General features: G+C 59.8%; 21 protein-coding genes and 3 pseudogenes. 18 read left to right on the forward strand and 6 right to left on the reverse strand.

What is annotated here, in order from left to right; genetic code table 11:
• Positions 1-389 precede the first annotated feature (389 nt).
• Positions 390-1286, forward strand: a complete 897-nt coding sequence (locus tag F8N21_RS15965; protein WP_150643033.1) for a LysR family transcriptional regulator — start codon at positions 390-392, stop codon at positions 1284-1286.
• A 122-nt stretch (positions 1287-1408) separates the two neighbouring features.
• Entirely contained in the window at positions 1409-2062 is a 654-nt protein-coding gene (locus tag F8N21_RS15970; protein WP_150643034.1) for a hydrolase, read from the forward strand.
• A gap of 242 nt (positions 2063-2304) precedes the next feature.
• On the opposite strand, the pseudogene F8N21_RS30925 reads toward F8N21_RS15970, so the two are convergent.
• Positions 2305-2454 (reverse strand): annotated as a pseudogene (locus F8N21_RS30925) (anthranilate 1,2-dioxygenase large subunit); the annotation flags it as partial.
• A 116-nt stretch (positions 2455-2570) separates the two neighbouring features.
• Between F8N21_RS30925 and F8N21_RS31505 the strand changes: the two are divergent.
• From F8N21_RS31505 to F8N21_RS16040, 14 genes and pseudogenes are all read left to right on the forward strand, one after another.
• Positions 2571-2733, forward strand: a pseudogene (locus F8N21_RS31505) (methyl-accepting chemotaxis protein); the annotation flags it as partial.
• Between the two features lie 72 nt (positions 2734-2805).
• Positions 2806-2997 (forward strand): annotated as a pseudogene (locus F8N21_RS30935) (D-amino-acid oxidase); the annotation flags it as partial.
• Positions 2998-3397: 400 nt separating this feature from the next.
• Positions 3398-4066, forward strand: coding sequence for a haloacid dehalogenase type II (locus tag F8N21_RS15985; RefSeq protein ID WP_150643036.1), 669 nt, complete (start codon positions 3398-3400; stop codon positions 4064-4066).
• 36 nt (positions 4067-4102) lie between these two features.
• On the forward strand, positions 4103-5377 hold the full coding sequence (locus F8N21_RS15990; protein ID WP_150643037.1) for an NAD(P)/FAD-dependent oxidoreductase: 1275 nt from the start codon (positions 4103-4105) through the stop codon (positions 5375-5377).
• Between the two features lie 92 nt (positions 5378-5469).
• Positions 5470-7110, forward strand: coding sequence for an ABC transporter substrate-binding protein (locus F8N21_RS15995; RefSeq protein ID WP_150643038.1), 1641 nt, complete (start codon positions 5470-5472; stop codon positions 7108-7110).
• Between the two features lie 46 nt (positions 7111-7156).
• Complete coding sequence (locus F8N21_RS16000; protein ID WP_150643039.1) at positions 7157-8113, forward strand: ABC transporter permease; 957 nt, start codon at positions 7157-7159, stop codon at positions 8111-8113.
• Positions 8110-8985 (forward strand): ABC transporter permease, encoded by an 876-nt coding sequence (locus F8N21_RS16005; protein WP_150643040.1) that lies wholly within the window; start codon positions 8110-8112, stop codon positions 8983-8985. Before F8N21_RS16000 ends, F8N21_RS16005 begins: the two co-directional genes overlap by 4 nt.
• Before the next feature lies 1 nt (position 8986).
• Positions 8987-10831, forward strand: coding sequence for an ABC transporter ATP-binding protein (locus F8N21_RS16010; protein ID WP_150643041.1), 1845 nt, complete (start codon positions 8987-8989; stop codon positions 10829-10831).
• Positions 10828-11136 (forward strand): (2Fe-2S)-binding protein, encoded by a 309-nt coding sequence (locus tag F8N21_RS16015; RefSeq protein ID WP_150643042.1) that lies wholly within the window; start codon positions 10828-10830, stop codon positions 11134-11136. Before F8N21_RS16010 ends, F8N21_RS16015 begins: the two co-directional genes overlap by 4 nt.
• Positions 11118-12494, forward strand: a complete 1377-nt coding sequence (locus tag F8N21_RS16020) for an NAD(P)/FAD-dependent oxidoreductase (RefSeq protein ID WP_150643043.1) — start codon at positions 11118-11120, stop codon at positions 12492-12494. Before F8N21_RS16015 ends, F8N21_RS16020 begins: the two co-directional genes overlap by 19 nt.
• Entirely contained in the window at positions 12491-13645 is a 1155-nt protein-coding gene (locus tag F8N21_RS16025) for an NAD(P)/FAD-dependent oxidoreductase (protein ID WP_150643044.1), read from the forward strand. The genes F8N21_RS16020 and F8N21_RS16025 overlap by 4 nt, the downstream gene beginning before the upstream one ends.
• The gene (argE, locus tag F8N21_RS16030; protein ID WP_150643045.1) at positions 13642-14799 is read left to right on the forward strand and encodes an acetylornithine deacetylase; all 1158 of its coding nucleotides are present in this window, start codon (positions 13642-13644) and stop codon (positions 14797-14799) included. Before F8N21_RS16025 ends, argE begins: the two co-directional genes overlap by 4 nt.
• A gap of 269 nt (positions 14800-15068) precedes the next feature.
• A complete protein-coding gene (locus F8N21_RS16035) occupies positions 15069-16526 on the forward strand; it encodes an NAD-dependent succinate-semialdehyde dehydrogenase (protein WP_150643046.1) in 1458 nt (485 codons plus the stop codon).
• A gap of 157 nt (positions 16527-16683) precedes the next feature.
• Entirely contained in the window at positions 16684-17019 is a 336-nt protein-coding gene (locus tag F8N21_RS16040; protein WP_150643047.1) for a hypothetical protein, read from the forward strand.
• 84 nt (positions 17020-17103) lie between these two features.
• On the opposite strand, the gene F8N21_RS16045 is transcribed toward F8N21_RS16040, so the two are convergent.
• The 5 genes from F8N21_RS16045 to F8N21_RS16065 all read right to left on the reverse strand — a co-directional run bounded on the left by F8N21_RS16045 (position 17104) and on the right by F8N21_RS16065 (position 21831).
• Positions 17104-18273, reverse strand: coding sequence for an aminotransferase class V-fold PLP-dependent enzyme (locus F8N21_RS16045; RefSeq protein WP_224788231.1), 1170 nt, complete (start codon positions 18271-18273; stop codon positions 17104-17106).
• Positions 18274-18431: 158 nt separating this feature from the next.
• Positions 18432-18656 (reverse strand): twin-arginine translocase TatA/TatE family subunit, encoded by a 225-nt coding sequence (locus F8N21_RS16050; RefSeq protein ID WP_150643049.1) that lies wholly within the window; start codon positions 18654-18656, stop codon positions 18432-18434.
• An 84-nt stretch (positions 18657-18740) separates the two neighbouring features.
• Positions 18741-19448, reverse strand: coding sequence for a cupin domain-containing protein (locus F8N21_RS16055; protein ID WP_150643050.1), 708 nt, complete (start codon positions 19446-19448; stop codon positions 18741-18743).
• A 47-nt stretch (positions 19449-19495) separates the two neighbouring features.
• The gene (locus F8N21_RS16060) at positions 19496-20353 is read right to left on the reverse strand and encodes a GNAT family N-acetyltransferase (protein WP_150643051.1); all 858 of its coding nucleotides are present in this window, start codon (positions 20351-20353) and stop codon (positions 19496-19498) included.
• 551 nt (positions 20354-20904) lie between these two features.
• Positions 20905-21831, reverse strand: a complete 927-nt coding sequence (locus tag F8N21_RS16065) for a 2-hydroxyacid dehydrogenase (RefSeq protein WP_150643052.1) — start codon at positions 21829-21831, stop codon at positions 20905-20907.
• Positions 21832-22113: 282 nt separating this feature from the next.
• Here F8N21_RS16065 and gabT point away from each other — a divergent pair, with 282 nt between their 5' ends.
• Both gabT and F8N21_RS16075 read left to right on the forward strand, forming a co-directional pair.
• Positions 22114-23406, forward strand: coding sequence for a 4-aminobutyrate--2-oxoglutarate transaminase (gabT, locus tag F8N21_RS16070; protein WP_150643053.1), 1293 nt, complete (start codon positions 22114-22116; stop codon positions 23404-23406).
• 86 nt (positions 23407-23492) lie between these two features.
• Positions 23493-24149, forward strand: a complete 657-nt coding sequence (locus F8N21_RS16075; protein WP_150643054.1) for an HAD family hydrolase — start codon at positions 23493-23495, stop codon at positions 24147-24149.
• The last annotated feature ends 7 nt before the right edge of the window (positions 24150-24156 follow it).

Genomic DNA, 24156 nt, shown 5'->3' on the forward strand with positions numbered 1-24156 from the left:
GCCGAACGCAGGCGTTGCGCAGGGGGCACCGCGGCAAGGATGCCGCGGTAGCCGCCCCCGGCCATGGATGGCCGATGGCGGCGGGCCCCCGGAGCAATGCCGGAGCGAGGGCATGCCGAGCCTAGGCGAGGCCGAGGCACCGAATGGTGGGGCAAAAGCGCTTTGGTTACTTTCGCGCTTTTCGAAAGTGACCCGCTGTAAGAGCGGAACCCTGAGTGGCCGTGACCGCAGAAACGGATATGTACACCAAAGAAAAAACCCGGTCGGCTTTCAGGCCGCCATCCATTTTCTTAAGTGAACAGCATTACGCCATTGTGCGGGCATTTTTAGGTGTCATTGCTCAACAAAAATCGGCTATAAAGTGTTCGGTTGTCAACCAGGTCGTGACAATGAACCCGTTTGAAGATATGCGTATTTTTTGCCAGGTCATGGACTCCGGCAGTTTCACCGCGGCGGCCGATCAGTTGGGGCTGTCCAAGCAATTCGTCAGCCGACGCTTGATGCAACTGGAAGAGCGCCTCGGTGTGCGGCTGCTCAATCGCTCGACCCGGCGGCTGGACGTCACGCCCCTGGGGCAGAGTTATTACGAGTCGGCCTTGCGCCTGCTCAGCGAAGTCGAGCAAGTGGAGCAGGGCATCGCCGGCCAGACCAGCGAGCCTCGCGGCACCATTCGCTTGAGCGCGCCGCTGTCGTTCGCGGTGGCGCACTTGGGTGGCCTGCTGCCGGTGTTTTTGCAGCGTTATCGCGATGTCACGGTGGAAGTGGACTTGAGTGATCGTCCGGTGGACTTGCTCAATGAGGGCTACGACCTGGCATTGCGCATCGGCGTGCTGGAAGACTCGACGCTGATCGCCCGACGCCTCGCCTCCATCCAGCGGGTGTACTGCGCCAGCCCGGCCTACCTGGCCGAGCACGGTACGCCGATCAAACCCGAAGACCTGCACAGCCATGACTGCCTGCCTTACGGCCACGGTCCTCAGGTGCAATGGCGTTTCGAAGGTCAGGGCAAACCATTGACCGTGAACGTCACCGGAAGGATGCGGGTCAACAACGGTGAATTGCTCAAGGACGCGGCCATCGCCGGCATGGGTATTACTTATTTGCCGACCTTCATTGTCGGTTCGGCCTTGAAGGACGGGCGGCTGGTGTCGGTGCTGGACAACTTGCACCCTGAGCCGTTGACGTTATCGGCGGTCTATCCGCAGCATCGTCAGGGCTCGCGACCGGTGCAGGCGCTGATCGAATTCTTGCGTGAGCGGCTGGATCGGACGGAGGACGGACTTTAAATACCGGCCCAGATGCTTGGCAAAAGAAATTTTCTCAGCACAAATTTTTCGCACATCCATACAATCGCTCTGCTCCAACGACGCCGAAAATAGCGCCTCTCAAACGTATCTGGAGAAGTGTTATGGCAACCGCAGAAGCAGCACCGGGTAAAGGACTGATTGATCCAGGCAACCACGCTCTGATCCTGATCGACTTTCAGTCACAGATGGCATTTGCGACTAAATCCATCGACGCTGTCACACTCCGTAATAACGCTGCACTGATCTCGAAAGCAGCGAAGGAGTTTGGCGTTCCTTCCATTCTTACCACCGTCGCCGAAAAAAGTTTTTCGGGCCCCATGTTTGAAGAGATTACCTCGGTCTTCGCCGGCCAGGAGCTGATTGATCGGACCAGCATGAATACCTGGGAGGACGAGCGTATAGCCGTCGCCGTGAATAAGATCGGTCGCAGCAGAATCGTTCTTGCCGGTCTCTGGACCTCGGTCTGCATTGTTGGGCCCGCGATCTCGGCTCTTGAACAAGGGTTTGAGGTATACGTCATTTGCGATGCGTGTGGCGATGTTTCAAATGAGGCTCATGAGCGCGCTATCGAGCGAATGATTCAAGCAGGTGCGCGTCCAATGACCTCGCTTCAATACCTCCTGGAACTTCAGCGTGACTGGGCTCGCGGCGACACCTATAACGAGACGGTGAAAACCTCTATCGCTCACGGTGGCGCTTATGGTCTTGGTTTGATTTATGCCAAAACCATGTTTAACGCATCGGAAGGTCACTGATCTGTATTGCGCCTTTTCCCTGATAGGGATGAGGCGCACTCCTTGAGAGGAGCAGTCCCTTGCTGCCTTCATTTACGCCTTGCTGAGAAATCGACTTTTGCAAAATGCCCGATTGGCTTTCAACGTATTGACAGTGCTGACAGTTAGCCGAATGTGGTCATCGAAGTGGGGGAGTGATACCGGCAGGCTGATGGCTGGCTTCGCCGACTAGGCGGCGCAGCGTTCTGTAGCACCATCGTTGAGAGGTCGTCCGGGGTTCCCATGCCTGAAACGTTGAAGAAGTCCTCGAACTGGCGAATACGGTTTTCCCGGTCTGCGTCGGACTCACCCTTGACGCCGATGCACTGACTGGTGATTTCTGTCTTGTTCCAGGCCACCGGGCGCACGATGGCGAACAATTGTCCGGCAAGAGCCTTGATGCGATGCAGCAGCTAAGCACATCTGTCGGAGTTCGGCGGTTCAACAACTGGCCAGTTCCACGGAGTCCATTGGCGCTATCACCAACATCATCAGTTCTATTGCCGGACAAACCAATTTGCTGGCTCTGAACGCCGCTATTGAAGCAGCTCGCGCCGGCGAAGCGGGCAGGGGGTTCAGTGTCGTTGCCGACGAGGTGCGGCAATTGGCAACTCGGACCCAGGAAGCAACACAGCAAATTCAACCGCTTTTACTACAACTGCGTAATGCCACCGAACGCACTGTACAACTGACCGATGAGGGCCGAGAGTTCGCGCGAAATAGCACTCGGCGAGATGGCGACCCTCCCTGGCCTGGTGCTTGCGGCTGGGTTCAGCGGCCATGGCTTCGGCATCGGCCCTGGGGCGGGCCACTTGATCGCCGACATTGTCAGTGGTGCCAACCCCTTAGTTGATCCTCGTCCCTATCACCCGGACCGATTCCAGTCTTCGGCTTGGGGCAAGGTCGCGGAATTCTGAGGATAGGCCGCCTACCGATGCAGATCTGAGTTGAACTGCTCGGCACAAGGCTCTCACTCGCAAAACAATAAACGGGCGCGTCCTCAGGGGGATGCGCCCGTTCTCGTTGCGCAGGCGTAGATTCTGCCGCATGTGGATTTTCGAATGGCTCGTCGGCGCACCATGACAGCCCGCAATGCCCGTAAACAGAGGGTGAGCGCCCGAGTCTGGAGCGCCCCGCAAAGTCTGCTGAGCGAGCCCTGAAAAACGGTGGTTTGTACCAAGCAACCAGTCCTTTTAACGGTTTATGCGTGGTTCCCTGGTGTTGTAATAAGCCGAGATGCAGCGTTGCACCGATACTTCTCAAACGGAGTAACTGCTTGCCTCGTCATGACCTCAACAATAACTCAGGACTGCACTCATGAGCTTTCTTCGACCCAAGTACATTACCTTCGATTGCTACGGCACGCTGACCAACTTCCAAATGGGAACCATGACGCGCGAGCTGTTCGCCGATCGTATCGCTGCCGGGCAGATGGATCAGTTCGTCAAGGACTTCTCCGCCTATCGACTGGATCAGGTGATGGGTGATTGGCGGCCTTATGATGAAATCATCAAGACCGCGTTGGCTCGCACCTGCAAGCGTTGGGGTGTCGAGTATCGTGACGAAGGTCAGCTGTATTACGACGCCGTACCGACCTGGGGCCCGCACGCTGACGTGCCGGCCGGTCTGTCGAAGATCGCCGACAAGATTCCCTTGGTGATTTTCTCCAACGCCAGCGACAGCCAGATCATGTCCAACGTCGACAAGCTCGGCGCGCCGTTCCACAAGGTCTTCACCGCCGAACAGGCCCAAGCCTACAAACCGCGTCTGGCGGCGTTCGAATTCATGCTCGACAACCTCGGCTGCGGCCCGGAAGACGTTCTGCATGTGTCCTCGAGCTTCCGTTATGACTTGATGCCGGCCCACGACATGAAGATCAAGAACAAAGCCTTCGTTGCCCGTGGTCACGAGCAGCCGGCGAATGCGGTCTATGGCTACCACCAGATCCCGGATATCGGCGGGTTGGCCGGTTTGGTCGGTCTCTGAGTCTCAGGGCACTCTTCAAGGCAAAAGGGGTTAGACATGGGCAGTGAGTCCTATTGGCTCGATACCGCACCGGTATTTACCGGTGCTCAGCTCGGTGCGTTGCCCGGGCAGGTCGATGTGGCCATCGTCGGTGGTGGTCTCACCGGCCTGGCGGCGGCCCGGGCCCTGGCCTTGAAGGGGGCCAGTGTGGTGGTGCTGGAAGCGGGGCGGGTAATTGGCGAGGCGTCAGGGCGCAATGGCGGTCAGTGCAACACCGGCGTTGCCCAGGATTACGCGGCACTCAGCGCCAGCCTCGGCGCTGATAAGGCGCGAGCCTATTACCTGGCCTATGAAAGCGCCGTGCAGAGTGTTGTTTCGCTGGTAGAGCAGGAGCAGATTGCCTGCGACCTCAAGCGCAATGGCAAGCTCAAGCTGGCCGCCAAACCGATGCATTACGAAGGCTTGGCGCGCACTTGCGAACTGATTCGGCGGGAGGTCGATGCCGAGGTCGAGTTGCTGTCTGCGCAAGAGGCCCGTGCTGAAGTCAACTCGGCCCAGTTCCATGGAGGCTTGCTGCAGCGCAACGGGGTGCAGATGCACGTTGGGCGCTTCGGTGTCGGTCTGGCCGAGGCGGCAGCCCGTCGCGGCGCGTTGATCTTCCAGGGCGTGTCGGTGATGGACTGGAAAGCCCGTGCCGGCGGCTATCAGGTCAATACCACCAAGGGCTCGCTGCACGCCAAACAGGTTCTGCTGGCTACAGGCACGTGTCAGCAGGGCGGATTGGGTTGGTATCGGCGGCGGATTGTGCCGGTGGGCAGTTTCGTGATCGCCACCGAGGTGCTACCGCAGGCCCTGATCGACAGCTTGCTGCCGGCACGGCGTTCCTATGTCACCAGCCGCATGATCGGTAACTACTTCCGCCTGACGCCGGACAACCGCTTGCTGTTTGGCGGTCGTGCGCGGTTTGCCATGTCTGACAGCGTTTCCGACGCCAAGAGCGGCAAAGTCTTGCAAGCGGCGATGGTGCAGATGTTCCCGCAGTTGGCTAGCGTGAAGATCGACTATTGCTGGGGTGGATTGGTGGACATGACCTCCGATCGGTTGCCCCGGGCCGGCCAGCATGGAGGGGTTTATTACTCCATGGGTTACAGCGGCCATGGGGTGCAGATGTCGGTGCACATGGGGCAGGTCATGGCCGAGGTCATGGCCGGCAAGGTCGAGGCCAACCCCTGGCGCGAACTCGACTGGCCGGCCATTCCCGGGCATTTCGGCAAGCCCTGGTTTCTGCCCCTGGTAGGGGCGTATTACCGCCTGCAGGACTATCTACACTGAGTTCATGTTGTTGCTTCTCACCTTTACGTTTCAACCACGCTGCGCTAATCGCGAGCATTAGAGCCTTATCATTTTCGAAAGGTAGAACTGATATGACTGACAATAAAAATATCGACAGCCAGTTGATAACAGGTAAAGAAAGTCTGCGCGTTTTCGAAGGGCTCAATCGCGGCATGTCACGCCGCAATGCATTGCAAATGCTGGGATTGGCCGGGGTGGCCGTCGCGGGCGCCGGCAGCCTGTTCGGCGCCGCCGGCAAACTGTTTGCCGATGAAGCCGCAAGCCCGGGCAAAGGCAAGCCCGGCGGTCGCATCCGCGTCGCAGGCTCGTCCAGTTCCACCGCCGATACCCTGGACCCGGCCAAAGGTTCATCGTCCACCGACTACGTGCGCCATTACATGTTCTACAACGGCTTGACGCGTTTCGACAGCCATATGGTGCCGCAACTCGAGTTGGCCGAGCGTATAGACACCACTGACGCCACGCTCTGGGTGATCACCCTGCGCAAGGAAGTGATCTTCCACAATGGCAAGGCTTTGACAGCCGCCGACGTGGTGTTTTCTCTGTTGCGGCACAAGGATCCAATCACCGGTTCCAAGGTCCTGCCGTTGGCGTCGCAGTTCGCCGAAGTCAAGGCCAACGGCACCCATGAAGTGCAGATCCGGTTGAGCGGCCCAAATGCTGAACTGCCATCGGTTCTTGCCATCTCTCACATGTTGATCGTTCCCGAGGGTACGAGCGATTTCAGCCAGGGCATCGGCACTGGCCCGTTCAAGGCCAAGGAGTTCAAGCCCGGGGTGCGTTCGATTGGTGTGCGCAATACCAACTACTGGAAACCCGGCTTGCCCTATCTGGACGAGATCGAATTTATCGCCATTGCCGACGAGCCGTCACGGATCAACGCCCTGTTATCGGGCGACGTACACATCGTCAACGAGGTTAACCCGCGCTCAACGGTCCGCATCAAGGCCAGCGCCAAGCATCGGGTCGTGGACTCGCCGTCGGGTAACTACACTGACCTGATCATCCGTCAGGACCAGCTACCGGGCAAAAGCCCGGAGTTCACCGAGGCCATGAAATTGCTGCTGGACCGGGAACAGATCAAGTCGGCGATATTCCGTGGCTTCGCCAGGGTCGGCAACGATCACCCGATCGCACCCGGTGCGCGCTTCTACAACGCCGACCTGCCGCAACGTGCATACGACCCGGAAAAAGCCAGGTTCCTGCTCAAAAAGGCCGGTATGGAAAGCATCACCATGCCGCTGATGTGCTCGCCGGCCGCGACCGGTTCGGTGGACATCGCTGTGCTGCTGCAGCAGTCAGCCAAACAGGCCGGGCTGAAGCTCGACGTCAACCGGCTGCCGAGCGATGGCTACTGGTCCAACCATTGGGCAAAGCACCCGCTGAGTTTCGGCAACATCAACCCGCGGCCCAATGCCGACATGCTTTTCTCGCAGTTCTTCCAGTCGACAGCACCCTGGAACGAGTCCGGCTGGAAAAACGATCAGTTCGACCAGCTCCTGGTACAAGCCCGAGGCGAAACCGACGAGGCCAAGCGCGGCAAGATGTACGCAGACATGCAAACCCTGGTGCATGAGCAAAGCGGTATCGGCGTGCCGGTGTTCATCAGCAACATCGATGGCGCCGATCAGCGAGTCAAAGGCTACGGCACCAACCCTCTGGGCGGTTTCATGGGCTACATGTTTGCCGAGCAAATCTGGCTGGACGCTTGATGAAAGTCGGGTTTTTGCTGCAGCTACATTGCATGAGGATAGGGTGATGAATAGCAACACACTGTGGTTGATCGGCCGACGCCTGGGCGCGGCGGTCGTGACCTTGTTGATTGTGTCCATGGTGGTTTTCGCCATCACGGCGGTGCTGCCGGGAGACGCGGCGCAACAGTCTCTCGGGCAGTTCGCCACGCCGGAACAAGTGGCAGCTTTGCGCCTGAAAATGGGGCTGGATCAGCCCGGTGTGTTGCGCTACCTGCACTGGTTGATGAGCCTTCTCAGCGGTGACATGGGGCTGTCGGTGTCCAACGCCATGCCGGTCAGCGACTTGATGGCCGGACGGGTGCCCAACACCCTGATGCTGGCGGCCGCCACGGCGCTGGTATCGGTGCCGGTGGCGTTGATCCTGGGCATCGGTTCGGCCATGGGCCGGGGCGGGCGCATCGACAGTGTCCTCAGTTTTTTCACCTTGACCATGGTGGCGGTGCCAGAGTTTCTGGTCGCGACCCTGGCAGTGCTGATTTTCGCGGTGAACCTGGGCTGGTTGTCGGCGTTGTCTTATGCCAGCGACATCACCTCACCACTGCAATTCCTGCGCACTTACGCCTTGCCGGTGATGACGCTGTGCTGCGTGATTATCGCGCAGATGGCACGCATGACCCGGGCGGCAGTGATCGATCAGCTTGACAGTCCTTACGTGGAAATGGCCCGGCTCAAAGGCGTGAGCAAGATGCGGATTGTCCTGCGCCATGCCTTGCCCAATGCCATCGGACCCATTGCCAATGCCATCGCTCTGAGCCTGTCCTACCTGTTGGGCGGTGTGGTGATCGTTGAAACGATCTTCAACTACCCCGGCATCGCCAGTCTGATGGTTGATGCAGTGACGAACCGCGACATGGCGCTGGTTCAGGCCTGCACCATGTTGTTTTGTACGGCGTATCTGACGTTGGTGCTGATAGCCGACCTGTGCGCGATTCTTTCCAATCCGAGGCTGAGAAATCAATGAACAATCTCATTGTGAAATCGCCGCCTGCTGCGCCCGAACTGGCGGTTCGCAAGGCGTCCAGTGTGCCTTCGTGGCTCGGCCTGGCGGGGGCCGTGATGTGTGTTCTCTGGATGCTGGTGGCTGTTTTCGGCCCATGGCTGGCGCCGCACCCGGTAGGGGAGGTGGTCTCCGACAATGTCTTCGACAGCCTGAGTGCCGCCTACCCATTAGGCACTGATTACCTGGGCCGCGACATGCTCAGCCGAATCCTCGTAGGTGCGCGTTTCACCGTCGGTCTGGCGTTGGTAGCCGCGGTATTGGCCAGTGGTCTGGGGACCAGCTGTGCGTTGCTGTCGGTGGTTTCACCAAAGTGGCTGGATGAGGTTATCAGTCGCTTGATGGACGCTTTCATTTCGATCCCCAGCAAGATGCTGGCGCTGATCATGGTCTCGGCCTTCGGGTCCTCGGTCACCTTGCTGATCTGCACGGCGGTATTGAGCTTCACCCCGGGCGCATTCCGCATCGCCCGCAGCATGGCGGTGAACATCGAAGCGCTGGAGTACGTGCAGGTGGCCCGTACCCGTGGCGAGCGCAGGTTGTATGTGGCTTGCGTGGAAATCCTGCCGAACATGCTCAACCCGGTGCTGGCAGACCTGGGTCTGCGCTTCGGTTTCATCGTGTTGTTGCTCAGCGGCATGAGCTTCCTGGGCCTGGGTGTGCAACCGCCGGATGCCGACCTCGGGTCGCTGGTACGCGAGAACATCGGCGGCCTTTACCAGGGCGCGCCTGCCATCGTGATTCCGGCTTTGGCAATCGGCACCCTGACCATCGGTGTGAATCTGTTTATCGACCGACTGTCGTCGCGGCGTAGTCGACGTTCGGGAGGTCATTGAAATGAGCGAATTGATTCGAGTCCAGGACCTGCGAGTAGTCGCCTGTGGTGAGCTCGGTGAGGTGGAAATCGTCAAGGGCGTGAGCTTCTCCCTGCAAAAAGGTGAAGTACTGGCGTTGATCGGTGAGTCTGGCTCCGGCAAGACCACCATCGCCCTTGCGTTGCTCGGTTATGCCCGGCGCGGTTGTCGGCTGGCGGGTGGCGTGGTGCAAATCGGCGAACACGACATGCTGGCGTTGAGCGAAAGCGAGCTGCAAGGCCTGCGCGGCAATCGGGTGTCGTACATCGCGCAAAGCGCTGCGGCGGCGTTCAACCCGGCGAAAAAACTCATCGACCAAGTGGTGGAGGGCGCGTTGATTCATGGTCTGGGCAGCCGGGCTGTGCTTGAGGCCAAGGCCATCCAGTTGTTCCGCGACCTGGCCCTCCCAGACCCCGATCGCATTGGCCAACGCTACCCCCATCAAGTATCCGGCGGGCAACTGCAACGCGTAATGGCGGCCATGGCACTGATCAGCGATCCACTGTTGGTGGTGCTCGACGAACCGACGACGGCACTTGATGTGACCACTCAGATCGATGTGCTGCGTGCCTTCAAGCGGGTGGTGCGCGAACGCGGCGCGACGGCGGTCTACGTCTCCCATGACCTGGCCGTGGTCGCGCAAATGGCTGACCAGATCGTGGTGCTCAATGGCGGCCAGATCTTCGAACAGAGCGCCACCGGACCTTTGCTCAATGGCCCGGCCCATGAATACACCCGCAGCCTGCTGGCGGCGGCGCGGCCGGACACGACGATTCGTCCGCCTTGCGGCATCGCTGAAGACACGCCTTTACTGACCATCCAGGGCCTGACCGCCGGTTACGGCAACAAGAACGCGCAAGGCATGCCGGCAATTCGCGTGCTGGAAGACATCGACCTGACGGTTCGCAGAGGCCAGGCCATCGGGGTGATTGGTGAGTCGGGTTCTGGCAAGTCGACCTTGGCACGGGTGGTGGCCGGATTGTTGGAGCCCGCTCTCGGCGGTCTGACCTTCGATGGCCAACCCTTGGGTGGCAGCCTGTCGTCGCGCACCGATGAGCAGTTCCGACGCATTCAAATGGTCTTCCAGAATGCCGACACCGCACTCAACCCGATGCACAGCGTCAGCACCATTCTGAGTCGTCCGCTGAAGATGTATTTCGGTCTCAAGGGCGCCGCACTGCGCCAGCGTATCGATGAGCTACTGGATCTGGTGCGCTTGCCGCGAGCCATGGCCGACCGCCGCCCGAACGAACTGTCCGGCGGGCAAAAGCAGCGGGTCAATCTGGCCCGGGCACTGGCAGCCAAGCCGGATCTGATTCTGTGCGACGAGGTGACCTCGGCACTGGATACCGTGGTCGGTGCAGCGATTCTCGAACTGCTGCGCGACCTGCGCCAACAACTGGGCGTGTCCTATCTGTTCATCAGCCATGACATCTCCACCGTGCGGGCGCTGTGCGACGACATTGTGGTGATGTACAGCGGCCATAAGGTCCAGGCAGGCAGTCGCCAGTCATATGCCCAGGCACCGTTCCATCCCTACACTGACCTGTTGATCCATTCGGTGCCGGAGTTGCGCCAGGGCTGGCTGGAAAGCTGCGGAACGACGACCTGCGGCACGCTGCCGCCCATTGGTGAAAAGGCCAATGTGCCTGGGCTGTGCACGTTCCTCAATCGTTGCCCGGTGCGGGTCGACGGCGTGTGCAATTGCATCCCGCCGGACCGTCGAACGATTGTTGGCGGCAGTGAAGTTCTTTGCCATCACGACAGTACCGAGTTGCTGAAAGCTCAGCAGGATTCAAACAGCATGATCGTGGGAGCCTATGCATGAACGGGCGTTTCGTAAGGCTGGCCGAACAGGGCCGGCCAACCGTCAAACTGAAGGTAGACGGCGTGCCCATCGAGGCGTTGCAGGGCGATACGCTGATGGTCGCGTTGCTGACTCAGGGCTCGGCGTTGCGCCAGTCGGAGTTCGATTCGGGCCGCCGCGCCGGTTTCTGCCTGATGGGAGCCTGCCAGGACTGTTGGGTCTGGACCCGCAGCGGCGAGCGTCTACGCGCCTGTTCCAATGAAGTTCGTGCAGGGCTGGATATTGTCACCACACAACCGGAGGCGATATGGCCACTGCGCGGATAGTCATTGTCGGTGCCGGGCCGGCCGGCACACGTTGTGCCGAAACCCTGGTCGCCGCTGGATTCAAGCCCACCCTGATCGATGAAAATCGCCGGGATGGCGGGCAGATCTACCGTCGGCAGCCGCAAGGGTTCACCCGCGACTACGCGACCCTGTATGGCACCGAAGCTACCAAGGCGAGGGACCTGCACTCGAGCTTCGACCGTCTGCGCGAGTCAATCGACTATCGCCCGGACACCCTGGTGTGGAACCTGACACCGGGGCAACTGTGCTGCGTCAGCCAGGGCAAGCACTCGACGGTGGATTACGACGCCCTGATCCTCTGCACCGGTGCCACCGACCGCTTGATGCCGATCGAAGGCTGGCAGTTGGCAGGGACCTACAGCCTCGGCGGGGCGCAGATCGCATTGAAATCCCAGGCGGTGTCCATCGGCCACAGCGTGGTGTTCATGGGTAGCGGGCCGTTGCTGTATCTGGTCGCCAGCCAGTATCTCAAGGCTGGCGCCAAGGTGGCGGCGGTACTCGACACTTCCCCGTTGCGAAAGCGGGTCGGCGCGTTGCCGAAGTTGCTGGCGCGCCCCGGATTGCTGTTCACCGGAATGAAACTGCTGGCGCAGCTCTATCGAGCGAAGATCCCGGTGCACCTCGGGATCGAACCCCTGCAAGTGGTGGGCGATGCGGCCAGCGGTGTGAGTGGTGTGCGGGTGCGTACCGCTCGCGGGAAGACCCTGGAGGTAAATTGCGATGCTGTGGCGCTGGGTTATCACTTGCGCCCGGAAACTCAGTTGGCCGATCTGGCCGGTTGTCTTCTGCGCTTCGATGAAGCGTCGAGCCAATGGTTGCTGGCCACGGATGAAGACGGTCGGACCTCGATCAGCGGTGTATATGCCGCCGGTGACGGTTCGAAGATTCGTGGTGCCGATGCGGCCGAGTGCGCCGGACGCCTGGCCGCACTGGCGCTGATGCGCGATCTGCATCAACCGGTGGATGCCGGGCAGGTCGCCGAGCAGCGCCATGCCCTCGAAGTGATGGATGAATTTCGCCTCGGCCTGGCTCAGGCTTTTCCCTGGCCATCGGCGCAAGCCAAAGCTTTGCCGGACGAGGCGATTGTTTGCCGCTGCGAAATGATCACGGCCGGCGAGTTGCGCCGTACCGTCAGTGAGAAAGGTGCCTGTGAAGTCAATCGCGCCAAGGCCTTCAGCCGGGTTGGCATGGGCCGTTGTCAGGGCCGTTATTGCTCCCAGGCCGGAGCAGAAGTGATTGCCGCCGCGGCAGGTGTTGCCGTGCAACAGGTCGGCCGGCAGCGCGGTCAGGCGCCGGTCAAACCCCTATCGATGCTCACCGAGGAGGTGTCGCCATGACGGTACAGAAAGCCGATGTCGTGATTGTCGGCGGTGGCATCATGGGTTCGGCGGCGGCGTTTTTCCTGCGCCGACGTGGTCAGTCGGTGATCCTGCTGGAGCGCGACCAGATCGGTCAGTACGCCAGCGGCGTGAACTTTGGCAACGTGCGGCGCCAGGGGCGATACCTCGGGCAGCTGGAATTGGCCAACCGGTCCTGGGCGCTGTGGAAGCGTCTGCCGGAGCTGATCGACGACGACCTCGAGTTTATCGCCAGCGGGCATTTGCGGGTGTGTTACCGCGAAGACGAGATCGCCGAGCTGCAAGCCTATGCCGACGCGCCCGAGGCGGAGCAGCTGGACCTGGAAATCTTTCGTGGCGCGGAGCTGCACAAGCGTTTTCCGTTCCTCGGACCAGATGTGAAGGGCGGCTCCTATGCTCCCCACGATGGTCACGCCAACCCGCGTCTGGCGGCACCGGCGTTTGCCCGGGCGGCACGACGCCTCGGCGCGCGGATCGAAGAACGGACCGAGGTCGCCGAGGTGCAGAAGGTCGGGGGCGAGTTCAGCATCACCACCACCGATGGCCGCCAGTTCAGCGCCGCTCAGGTGCTGATTACCGCGGGCGCCTGGGGCCAGAAACTCTCGGCGCAGTTTGGCGAACCGGTGGCGCTGGAAACCCTCGGCCCACAAATGGCTGTCACTGAACCCGTGCCTTATGCCTTACGCACCGTGATCGGGGTGTACACCAAAATTCCCGAAGAAGTGATCTATTTCCGCCAGATCCCACGCGGCAACATCGTCATCGGCGGCGGCTATCGCAGCAAACCGGACATGCTCAACCGTCGGGCCTATGTCGAACCGCGCAGTATTCTCAACCAACTGGACCAGATGCGTCGTCTACTGCCGGGTGCCGCCAATCTCAATATCATCCGGGTCTGGAGCGGTATCGAAGGTTATCTACCGGATGCTTTGCCCATAATGGGACCCAGCGGCACGGTGGATGGTTTGTTCTACGCCTTCGGTTTCAGTGGTCATGGCTTCCAGCTCGGTCCAGGCGTCGGCGACGTCATGGCCGAACTGATCAGCACGGGCAGCACCAGCACTTCGATTGAGCCGTTTTCCATCCGCCGGTTCGCTTCTTCAGCCGAGCAACGGAGCAAGGCCTCATGAAACCCCGCGTACTGGATATTCTCAAACGCCTGATGGCCTTCGACACGGTGTCGTCGGAGTCGAACATGGCCCTGATCGAGTACGTGCGCGATCTGCTGCTGACCAAGGGCATCGAGTCGTTGATCGTCAAGGATTCCACCGGTAAAAAAGCCAACCTGTTCGCCAGTACCGGTCCACGGGAAGTGCCGGGGATTTTGCTGTCCGGGCACACCGATGTGGTTCCCGCAGCGGGACAGGCCTGGACCTTCCCGGCGTTTCAGGCGACGGTGCAGGACGGACGGATTTACGGGCGTGGCAGTTGCGATATGAAGGGCTTTGTCGCGCTGGCTATCGACGCCATGCTCGATGCCGCCGATCATTCGTTGAGCCGGCCGTTGCAACTGGCGCTATCCCATGACGAAGAAATCGGCTGCGTCGGTGTGCGACGTTTACTGGATGTATTGCACCTGGCGCCGGTGCGGCCGTTTTTGTGCGTGATTGGCGAACCAACCAATATGCAGTTCGTGCTCGGGCACAAGGGCAAGGGTTCTTACCGCACTTACTGTCGCGGCCTGGAGGCGCATTCCTCGCTGGCACCGCGATCGGTCAATGCAATTCACGTGGCCTGCGATTTCATCGCGGCACTGCGTCAAAGCCAGCAGCAGTTGCAACAGCAGGGTGCTCAGGATGCGGACTACGACGTGCCTTACAGCACCGTGCATGTCGGGCAGATTGTCGGTGGCAAGGCGCTGAACATCGTGCCGAACCTGTGCACCCTGGACTTCGAAGTGCGTAACTTGCCGGCGGACGATCTGGATCAATTCCTGGAGCAGATGCGCGAGCGTGCCGAAGTGATCGTGCGCGAAGCCAAAAAGCTGTCCAGCGTGGCGGATATTGAAATTGAAACCCTGAACGTCTATCCCGGCCTCGATACCCACCCGAGTGTCGAAGCGCTGCGCTTTTTGAAAAACTTCGCTGCGCCAGATACCTGCACCGCCAAGGTCTCCTTCGGCACCGAGGGCGGGTTGTTCCAACAACGCCTGGATGTGCCGGTGGTGGTCTGTGGTCCGGGCTCGATAGAACAGGCGCACAAGCCTGACGAGTTCATCGAGATCAGCCAGATGGAAGCCGGCGAGCACTTCCTGCAAGGGTTGTTGGGCTCGATGCGGCTTTAGTGTCCCGTTTTGCCTGGTCCTGACACTTGATCATCACGCTCGTGACCTTGTTACGGCATTGATTTTGTCCAGGAACGCGTGGCATCCGTGAGGTGGACCGCAACCTGCTGGGACAAAATCCACCCGCGTCGATAGCTATCACAAACCAACAGTAGAGCTTGCCGTCGAGTGCTGATTTTCAGCATTCAAGGCTGCTGGGGCGGCGCTTTCAGCATCCTCGCCTGTGGCGACGGAATAGACTGAACGCTGTCTCGGAACAGGATTCGACCATGCTCAAGAATCGTTTGAAAGACCCCAGCCTGCTGGCAGAACTCGCCTACATCGACGGTCAGTGGATCAGCGCCGACAACGCCGCCACCCTTGAGGTCGTCGACCCGGCCAGCGGCCAGTTACTCGCTCGCGTACCCGCGATGCAAGGCAGCGAAACCCGACGCGCCATCGAAGCTGCCGAACGCGCCTGGCCGGCATGGCGCGCACGCCCGGCGGCAGAACGGGCGGCGCTGCTGGAGCGCTGGTATCAGGCCATGATCGACAACCTCGACGACCTGGCGCTGATCATGACCTGCGAACAGGGCAAACCGCTCAATGAAGCCAAGGGCGAAATTCGCTACGGTGCCGGCTTCGTCAAATGGTTCGCCGAAGAAGCCCGACGGGTCTACGGCGAAACCATACCGGCACCCAGCGGCGACCGCCGCTTGCTCACGCTCAAGCAGCCAGTCGGGGTTTGCGCCGCGATCACCCCGTGGAACTTCCCCAATGCGATGATCACCCGCAAGTGCGCGCCGGCCCTGGCCGCCGGCTGTACGATCATCGTCAAACCCTCTGACCTGACCCCGCTGTCGGCCCTGGCTCTGGCAGTACTCGCCGAACGGGTCGGCATTCCGGCCGGGGTGTTCAACGTAGTGACCGGCATGCCCGCCGGCATCGGCGAAGAACTGACCGGCAACCCGACGGTGCGCAAGATCTCCTTCACCGGTTCCACTGCTGTCGGTCGACTGCTGATGCGTCAGAGCGCCGAACATATCAAGCGCTTGAGCCTGGAGTTGGGCGGCAACGCACCGTTCATTGTGTTCGACGACGCTGACCTTGAGCAGGCAGTGGCCGGCATCATGCTCAGCAAGTTTCGCAACGCCGGGCAAACCTGCGTCTGTGCCAATCGCATTTTGGTGCAGGACGGTATCTACGAACGCTTCGCCCAGCGCTTGGTGGAGGAGGTGGGCAAGCTCAAGGTCGGCAATGGCCTGGACGCCGACGTGACCATCGGCCCGCTGATCAATGCGGCGGCGGTGAGCAAGGTCGCCCGACATATCGACGATGCCTTGAGTCAGGGAGCCCGATTGCTTTGTGGCGGAATTCCCGAGGGCGACAACCAGTTCGTCCAGCCGACAGTGCTCGGTGAGGCCCATGCCGGGATGTTGCTGGCCAATGAAGAAACCTTCGGCCCGGTCGCACCGCTGATGCGCTTTACCAGTGAAGAAGAGGCGCTGGCCCTGGCCAATGCCACACCGTATGGCTTGGGCGCTTATTACTTCACCCAGGACTTGCGCCGCTCATGGCGTTTTGGCGAGGCGCTGGAGTTCGGCATGGTCGGCCTCAACACCGGGCTCATCTCCATGGAAGTGGCGCCGTTCGGCGGGATCAAACAGTCGGGCCTGGGCCGTGAAGGTTCCAGGTACGGTTTGGATGAGTACCTGGAAATCAAGGCCTTCCATATCGGCGGGCTGTAGTGAGCTGAGATAACAACAGGTCGGCTGGGAAGCCCCATTCATTTCTGGAGTGTCACCCTTTTAGCCCGTCCACACAGCGGGCTTTTTTTTTGGTTATCGCGCCCGAACACCCTCCCGCAGACACTGCTCGGGGCAGCCTTTTTCAGGCTCGAGTGCTGTGAAAGCGTTTTTAACAGCCCTTTATTGTTGCGAAGGGGCAGATGTCTATATCAATGACCGCCGTTCGATCCACTGGGAACTTGACCAGATGCAGCGCGAGGGCGTCTTCGCGGAGAATGATCTCAGCTGGATAGTCGAAGGACCCTGGCTCTCCGGTGAGGCGGGGTATCTTGGTTATACCTGGCTCAACGTGTCGGCTTACCCTTACAAGCGCAAATTCATGCAGCGACTCGACAAGGTTTTGGAGGAGTTGGAACGTGATGGAAGCATCGAACGCTTGGTAAAACGTTACGATTTGGTTAGCCCCTTGTACTCCCCGGGTGGTGGCATCTAGCTGCGGTGGGAGGGAACACACTCAAGCCCCCTTCAGGGGGGCCACTGCTTCCGCGGGTCTCAAGTGTATCCCTGTCCCGCCGGGCTACCTGCTTGCAACCACCTGCCTTAGCGCCTCGACAAAGCGGCACAGATCGCTCTTTTGCGTATAGATGCTCGGCGATACCCGAAGTCCGCTTATGTGCCTGATCTGGCGGAACTTGACATGCACCTTGTGGGTTTTTCGAAGCTCCTGCTCAACCCATTGAGCATCGCATTGATCGATAGAGAACAGGCTTACTGCGCCCAGCTCGACGGTATCAAGTGGCGTGTGGAGCCTGAAACCGGGAATGTCGCTGGCGAGGTCAACCCAGTAGCGGGTCAGCTCCTGTAGACGCGCGTGAATCGCTCGCGTGCCGATTTCCGCATGGAAACGGATGGCCGGGGCAATACCCGCCTGTATCGCCGAGTTATAGGTGCCGAGATTCCAGTGGTCGAATTTGTCGATCTGTAGCGGCGGAGGGTCGAAAGGCCCCAGCAACGGCCAGGTGCTGTCGATTCGGTCGCGCCTGACAATCAGCATGCCATTGCCGACCGGCGCACCCAGCCATTTGTGGAGGCTGGTGACGAAGTAGTCGCAATCCAGTTCACGGAAGCTGAGCGGCATCTGCGCAAACGTCTGGGCACCGTCCACCACCGTGATTATCGCCCGCGCCCGGGCTAGCGCACAGATGCGCTTTACCGGTAGGATCCGCCCGGTCCAGTGCAGCATGTGGGTCAGCTGGATCACCCGGGTGCGTGGGGTAATTGCCTGCGCATAAGCTTCCACGATGACATTCTCATCGGCCATCAGGTCGAAGTCGACGGTCACCACTTCGATGCCTTCGCGCTGCTGACGCTGCAACCATCCGGCTATTACGCTCGGATAGTCCCACAGTGAGACCAGCACTTGGTCGCCGGCCTTCAATGGAATGCCGAAGATGGCTGTCGACAAGCCTTCGGATGAGTTGCGGTTCAAGGCGATCTCATCGGGACCGCAATCGGCCATGTCAGCCAGCTGTTGCTTGATCATAGGGAGCTCGGCGTCGAGCTTGCTCCACATATTGACGTCCGGGTTTTGGCTGATCAGCCGATAGGCATCGATCATAGCCTGCTCTACCACCAGCGGCGGCGGACTCACGGCCGCGTTGTTCAGGTTCAATAGGGGTCGCTGCTCAGGATAGGCTGCGCACACGCGCTCCCAGAATGCTTCCCCAGCGACAGACTTGTCTGACATCAGCTGCACTTCCATTCCCGCTTCTCACCTCTGTTTGAATTGTTGACCGGGGCTTGGGCACTCGCCACGCCCACGAGCTTCAACGCCACGATTAGTGATGTCTTCAGAGCTGTTTGGACCATCAATAGCCGTTCGCTAAAGCCGATATAGATTAGGGTTTAGTATTTTTTTACCGAGTCTTCGAGCGTGCGTGCCTGAGCGTTAAGGGGCGGGTCCCTGGGCTCCTCAGTGACTGGCTTATCGTCGCCCATGGATTTGCGGAGCCCCCTGATCGTGTCGCCGAGATCCGACCCCAAGCCTTTCAGACGCCTGGTTCCGAACAGCATGACCACGATCAATAGGACGATCAGGAGTTTTCCGGCACTGAATCCACCTAACCCCATCGTCTGTACTCCGCAAGTGATTGATCGGTTTTGTGGTGGGGCCGGCGGAGGAAAATTCATCTGCCGGCGCTAGCGCAGTTCGACTTATTTGACGACGTAGAACTTGCGTACATAGGCGCTGCTCTTCCAGGCACATGGGGCGCCTCGGGGCACGAACACCGTATCGCCACTGTTGACCGTCAGATGGGTCCCGTCCGCTACCTGGAGGGTGACGCTGCCTTCGAGCAGGTGCATCAGTTCATGCAGCTTGTGCGGTCTCGCCCTGCGGGTATAGGGCGTCGAGTCCCAGACGCCGATGCGCAGGTTGGTCGCTTCTTCGACAAACAAATTGTGCGAGCGGCATTGCGGCGTCGGGCTCAGCAGAATCTCTGCATCCGGTGCCGCAGACGGAGAGAGCAGGGTTAGCGGGGGGAGTGCCGTGAGCCCGGGATGGCGCTCCTCAACGAGCTGGGTATCCGCGCAGAATGCCCAGAGAGAGTTGGGTTGCGCCTCGACCTGGAGTGGCGTACCGCGGCCGATCACTGCGCTGTCACCGGGATGTAGTTGGAGCGTGTGACCCTGGCTCTGCAGGGTGACCAGTCCCGCGTGAACCACGATCATTTCGCTGTAGGGATATTCATCGATGCTGAATTGTCCGCTCGCCTGGACCACGCCGGCAGCAATGTCATCCTGTCCGACATAAGCAATCTGTCTGTCGAATGGGTCGTTGGCTCCCAACGAACCGGGGGTAAATTTTGTTGCAACGGGACTGCCGTCGGCGTGGGCCAACAGCACTGCAGTGGGCTCTAGCATGAAGGTGATTCTCCAGGAAAATGCATCGTTAGTGTCTTTCGGGATTGTCAGCCGATGGCCTGAGTCACCAGAGCAAACTGGCGCACTCCGTCGATAGCCTGTGGTGGGGTACCGCGAGCCATTTGTGCGACTGTGTCGACCTGCTTCAGCCCGGCCTCTTCCAACCAAGAGGCCAGACCGCTGTCGGACGGAATATCCATGCGCACGAATGCGTCCGGTACTCGGGCCAACAACACCGCGATCAAATGCCTGGCTTGCTCCGGGTTTTGCGCGATGACCGGGCCGATGCAGCGACCACGGCCGAAGGGCCGTAACATGGCGAAGGCCCGCAGCTGACCATCGTGCTCGATACCGACCGAGTGTTCGACGATATCGAACAGATCCTTGAGCACGGCTTCTCGGTCCAGGCCGCTGCCGGCGTTGGCCAGTTCGATTTGGTCGGTCCGATCGGCTTCGGTCAGCGGGCGGCAGCGCTCACCGGCTGCCAGGTCGGTTGGTGCGAGAGCCAGCGCGTGTCCCTGATGTTGTTGAATATGTCCAAAGTCAATGAATCCCTGGCTGGCATAAAGTGGGGTGCCGGCTAGCGTCGCATTGAGAATGGCAGTACGCGATCCGCAAGCCGCAAGTGCCAGTTCCGTCAGTTTGCGACCTATACCCTGGCCCTGGTACTCATCACTGACGATCACCAGGCCGATGGTGGCGTAATTTCCCTGCGGACAGGTGAATGCGGTGCCAATCAGACGGCCTGTGTCTTCTACGACAAAACCCTGCGCGATGCGCTGCAACATGGCCCAGTCTTCCAGACGGTGGGGCCACTTCAGCTGCACGGACAAGGCGTGGGCCGACGCCACATCGGCCGAGTTCATGGGGCGATAGATATACGCAGCGCGTTGCGAGATGGACATGGCAGGTCTCCGTTTATAGGGAGCGTAATCGGTCGGATTTCTCCGCTGAAAGGACTTGTATCTCACCTGCGGCGAGACCTGACAAGGGGCTCCAATCGATTCGGTAGATTCCATAAAAGACGGTTCTGCAGACCACAGTTACTGCTCAAATCAGACGCAAGGTCGGCAGCAAATACCGGGTCGGTTTTCAGGATGCTGGCCAAAGCGAAAGCTCTGTGCCGATTACTTTTTGAACGTTGCTGACCGGCTATTGCCAGTTGCGCGGTGGCGGCAATAACAACCAGGTAGAGAGCTGTGTTTTGCGATGTTCGGGCTGGGGAGATGCGCCGCTGGACCGATCTGGTCGAGGCGAGCGCGGCGACGCGTGCAGCGCTTCGACGAGGTCTTGGCAGACCGGAAAAACGATGGCATGGGCGAAGGGCTGAAACTGCGCAGAAACAGCGAAACGAGCTGAAATCAAGTCTGCTTGGTGTAGCGCCAGGTTTGCTTGTTTACGAAGTGGCAAATCTGGCGCGCGATGATGTGGTTGCTGTCGAATTCGACTGCCCTGGTTAGTAATTTCGCTTGCGGTCAACCTGGCCAGGCATTGATTCACCTCGTTGATGCCGGCGGATATTTTCCAGCAACCCGCTAAACGCGCTTTCTGGCTGGGTCATCGCAGCAATATGCGGTGTCAGTAATATCTGCGGATGTTCCCAGAAGGGATGATCCGGCGCAGCCGGTTCCTGTTCCAGTACGTCGAGCACCGCCGCGCTGAGCTGGCCGCTGGCCAGGGCATCAAGCAGGTCCTCTTCTACCAGGTGCCCACCCCGGCCCATGTTGACCAAGGCGGCGCCTTTGGGCAGGTGCTGGAACAACTGGCAGTTGAGAATCCCTTTAGTCTGTTCGGTCAATGGCAGGACGCATAGCACGATGTCGCACTGGCTGAGGAAGGCCGGAAGTTGCTCGGCACCAGCAAAGCAGTCCACCCCGGCGATGCGATGCTCGCTGCGTGCCCAGCCCGACAACGCGAAACCATAGGTCTGCAAGGTGACGAGAATGTGCCGGGCCTGTAAACCCAGACCCATAACCCCGACCCGGCGATGCTGCGCGGGAACCAGCCGATGCGCTTGCCAGCACTGTTCGGTCTGTTGTTGGCGATAGCGCAACATGTCCCGGTGCAAGCCGAGCACGGCGAAACTGGCGTATTCGCACATGCCCTGGGTGATGCCAGGGTCGAGTAAACGGACCACCGGTAGGGTCGTTGGCAAGCGGTCAAGATCGAGCTGATCGACCCCGGCCGACAAGGCGAACAGTACCTGCAGGTTTGGCAGTAATGTTTCGAGATCGTCCGGCGCCTGCCAGGCTGCCAGGTAGCGAATATCCTTCGGATCGCCGATGTCCGGCCAGGCACGCCATTCGATATCAGGAGCGTGCTCGGCGAATAGGCTCTTCCATTGTTCGCCGCGCACCGGGTCAGCTTTATAGAGCAGGGCCATGGGTAACTTCTCGCATAAATAGGGAGCATCAAGCATGAACGAATGGCAGAGCAGGATATGTCGAAAGGTTCTGCGTAAACGCATTACGTTGCGCTGTATGGGGCACATGTCGGCAGATTCCATGGGCTAGTCACAGCTGAAGGATTCTGCTGTTTGCCGGGGTGAAAACAGCCGATCCGGATTTCTCAGAGGCCAAGTTCGGCTTAGACAATTGCGTCGAAGGCTTAACCTGAAACACATCGCAGCCGCTTCCTGGTTGCACGGCTCACTATGAGAGATGCCATGAACAGTAAAGTCGAAGAAACCCCTAATTTGCTCCGTCTGCGCGATCAATTCGTACCACGGGGTCTGGTCACGGCACACCCGCTGGTTATCGACCGGGCCCAGGGGTCCGAGGTGTGGGACGTGGATGGGACGCGCTACCTGGACTTCGTCGGCGGCATCGGCGTGTTGAACATCGGCCACAATCACCCGAAGGTGGTCGCGGCGGTGCAAGCCCAGTTACAAAAGGTCAGCCATGCTTGTTTCCAGGTGGCGGCTTACAAACCCTATATCGACCTGGTACAGCGATTGTGCGAATTGGTCGGTGGTCGCGAAGCCTACAAGGCGGCGCTGTTCACCTCCGGTGCAGAGGCTGTGGAGAACGCGGTGAAGATCGCCCGCGCGCATACCAATCGCTCAGCCGTCATCTCTTTTCGTGGCGGTTTCCATGGGCGCACTTTGCTCGGCACGACCTTGACGGGCATGAGCCAACCCTACAAGCAGAACTTCGGGCCCTTCGCTCCCGAGGTCTTTCATACCCCATACCCTAACGCCTATCGCGGTTTCAGCAGCGAGATGGCGCTGCAAGCCCTGAACGAATTGCTGGCGACCCAAGTCCCCGCGGACCGAGTAGCGGCGATCATCATCGAGCCGGTGCAGGGTGACGGAGGTTTCCTTTCCGCGCCCCCGGAGTTTCTCCAGGCGCTGCGGGCTCTGACCGAACAACATGGCATTGTGCTCATTCTCGATGAAATTCAGACCGGTTTCGGTCGGACGGGCAAATGGTTCGGCTTCCAGCACGCTGGGATTCAGCCGGATCTGGTCACCGTCGCCAAGAGCCTGGCCGGTGGTTTACCGATATCGGGCGTGGTGGGTCGTGCGCAAATCATGGACGCGCCATTACCCGGTGGTCTCGGCGGTACTTACGGCGGTAACGCCCTGGCTTGTGCGGCGGCGTTGGCGGTGATCGAAACCTACGAACAGGAGCAGTTGCTCGAGCGCGGTGAGGTTCTGGGCGAGCGGCTGCGTCAAGGCCTGCTGCGCTTGCAGGCACGTAACTCTCGTATTGGTGACGTACGCGGCACCGGCTTCATGCTGGCGATCGAACTGGTCAAGGACGATGAGGCCCGCAGCCCGGATGCCGAACTCACCCAACAACTGATCGATCAGAGCAGGATTGGCGGGCTGTTGGTGATCAAATGCGGCGTGTACCGGAATGTGTTGCGCTTTCTTGCCCCTCTGGTAACCGAAGAGGATCAGATCGACGAAGCGCTGGCGATTCTTGAAGCGGCACTGACACGCGTGTCGAATTAATTTCAGGCCTCGGTTGGCGCAATGTGACAAGGCGCCGACTGAGGACGTTTGCGAGCATGGAATGATGCGAATCATGGGGGAACAACATGGACCTGACTGATTATCGCGCCCTGCTGATCGATTGCGATGAAGTCCTGGTCGATCGGGATTCCGGTATCTGGACGGCCCTGCAACCGTTGCTCGAAAACCATCTGGGCATGCTGGGCAGGGAAGAGGTATTGGCTGAGTTTGACGAGGCGGTGCGTACGCTCTATCCACGTTTTTCCGAGCTAGGTTTCAGTGGCTTGTTGTGCTTCGCCCATCGTCAGTTGGCAGAGCGTTTTGGGCTCAAGGCCAGTTGGGAGGAGGGGATGAGTTTCGCCCGATCGGTGGGCAACTGGTCACTGTTCGAGGACGCGCCCGGCGCCATGTTGTATCTGCGCAAGTTTTATCGGCTGCTGATGTTTTGCGATCGTGATGAGGAGGATCGCGAGCAACTCTGTGAGCGTTTGGGGATTATGCCCGAAGACATGCTTTCCCGAACCAGCAAGCCACTTGAGGATCGCGCCTGGTTGCTGGCCAACGACCTGAAACCTGAAGATATCCTGCAGGTCTCCAGACATCCTGCCGAGCCGCCTGAATCGGCTGGCTTGTGCCTGATTCACCGTGGCCATGGGAATTATACCCAACAAGATCCTGCGGATTTCTGCATCAATAGTATGGCCGACCTGGTCGCTCAGCATCAGCGATCCTTGCGGCGCTGACCTGGCT

Origin of the sequence: Pseudomonas fluorescens (genome assembly GCF_902497895.1) — a bacterium.
GTDB classification, from domain to species: Bacteria; Pseudomonadota; Gammaproteobacteria; order Pseudomonadales; family Pseudomonadaceae; genus Aquipseudomonas; species Aquipseudomonas fluorescens_BP.